2 protein-coding genes are annotated in these 2,003 nt (G+C 30.6%); both read left to right on the forward strand.

Going from position 1 to position 2,003, the window contains the following annotated elements:
• Window positions 1-76: 76 nt before the first annotated feature.
• Window positions 77-961, forward strand: a complete 885-nt coding sequence (locus tag ACR0QS_RS13030) for a hypothetical protein (RefSeq protein WP_432633883.1) — start codon at window positions 77-79, stop codon at window positions 959-961.
• Window positions 962-1,287: 326 nt separating this feature from the next.
• A complete protein-coding gene (locus ACR0QS_RS13035; protein ID WP_432633884.1) occupies window positions 1,288-1,830 on the forward strand; it encodes a hypothetical protein in 543 nt (180 codons plus the stop codon).
• Window positions 1,831-2,003: the final 173 nt, after the last annotated feature.

Here is a 2,003-nt window from a genome sequence, read left to right on the forward strand (position 1 = left end):
ATATTAACTTATAATTGACTTTTTATAAAAAATGTATTATAATATATTCAGAAATTAAATTTTTAAGGAGTAATTTATGATTACTAAAAAACAAATATTATGCTTAATAGCGCTTGCTATTATATTGGTTATCGTTTCGGTAGCCTGTAAGAAAAATCTCACTAACTCTGCCGATTATATGGTCGTTAAACAGGCGGAACAATCGCCTCAGCCAGAAAAAAAATTAACCATTGATACAAATCAAGGTTTAATTCAATTCAAAGATTTATCTTTTAAATCTGGCGCTTATTATATAAACGGCAACTATACGAGAAAAATTTATTATTACGCCGATATAAAAGTGGACGAGAATTCAAAGCCATATATAAGCGCAATAACGAAAAGCGAGGATGGAGAGATTATAGAAGACGAGGGCAAATTTTATGAGACATCTACTAACGAATCGGGAGAGTTTTATAATTTGGAAGGCGTGAGATACCAAAGCGGAAACACTATTACGGCGGAAGCGACTTTTACCGAAAGCGGTTATTTAGTAATAAGATTTAGTAATTATAGTTTGGATATTACTTATTCTTTATTAAATGAAAAAGCTCCTGAAGAAATAGTAGACGAAATTAGCGATGGAAGTTATATACCTAAAATATATCATGGACATTATGTATATTTAAGTGGTGACAATAGAATTAGATTTGCCGATGTCTATCCACATTTACATAACGGTGAATATGTTGATGGAATAACATATGATTATACTGAATGGCCTGATGAATGGATTTGGCTTGTTAATGATTGGTGGAATTATTATTGGGGTTATAATCGCTGGGAACAATCCATTTGGAATGCTGCAAATAATGAGAGAAAATTTAGTATAAATGAAAGAGGACAAAGAATATTAGGCACTACAGGTTGGCGTGTTGATGGAGTAAATAACCTTGTCCATGAAGATGATGTAAATAAATAGTTTTGAAATTTCAATATAAAAAAGCATCGCTTAATTGCGGTGCTTTTTATTTGTATTGCTTTATTATAGCGACTGCCCGCTTCAGTGCGTTCACAATGACGGTAGTATAATTGCTCTCTTTGTAAAATGAATATTAAAATAACTAAATACTAATAAAAATTGCGGAGCCTCTGGCAAATTTATTTGACAGAGCCTTAAAGCGAAGCAATTTTTATTTTTTATAAATAAAAAAGTTCTTGACGATTTAAAAATAATTGTTATCTTATTGATAGAAAGATTAAAAAACGCCAAAAGGCAAAAGCCAAACGGCGAAGGAGAGTAAAATTATGACAAACTTAATTAAAAGAAAAGGTTTATTATCTTTAATGGCAGTAGTAATTATGATAGCTATGATGTCTATAGCTTGTAAAAACAAAGCTACACAACCAGCAAGTTTTAGCGTTGATGGAGATGTAATAGTAGATAATCCAATAGAAGAACCTACTACGGAAACATTAACCCCAGACAGCGCTATAACGATAAAACAAAACTATGGTATTATTCAATATGGTAATGCATATTTTGAATCTGCAGAATATAAAAATCCTGATGGAACTACATTTAGATATACTGTTAGATTTGAGCAGCAAAACGACCAATTTAAGACAGTTTTGGTAAAATTTAGCGGTTATGATAAAAACGGAGTTAAAATTGACAAAACTTATAGTAGCGGAAGCTACAGAAAAAGCAGCGCGGAAAAACAAGAATACGCTCCATATCAATTTGGTTTAATGGAAAGTTCAGACCTTATAATTTATGCTACGGGTTATTTAGATTTCAAACCGAAAGGATTTGATGCGCATATAAGACTTGCCTTGAAAAACAAATAAAAAATAAAACTTTGTTGTTAGAATAATAAACCACTTTATAAAAGAGGATGTCGAAACGGCATCCTCTTTTTATTTTATTGAATCTGTCATTGCTAGGAGATTTAGCCTATATTTGACTAATAATGATAAATAATTAATTCTTTAATTATGTAATTATAAAAATATTATGTTAA

Source organism: Brachyspira sp. (assembly GCF_050873525.1).
Classification (GTDB): Bacteria; Spirochaetota; Brachyspiria; order Brachyspirales; family Brachyspiraceae; genus Brachyspira.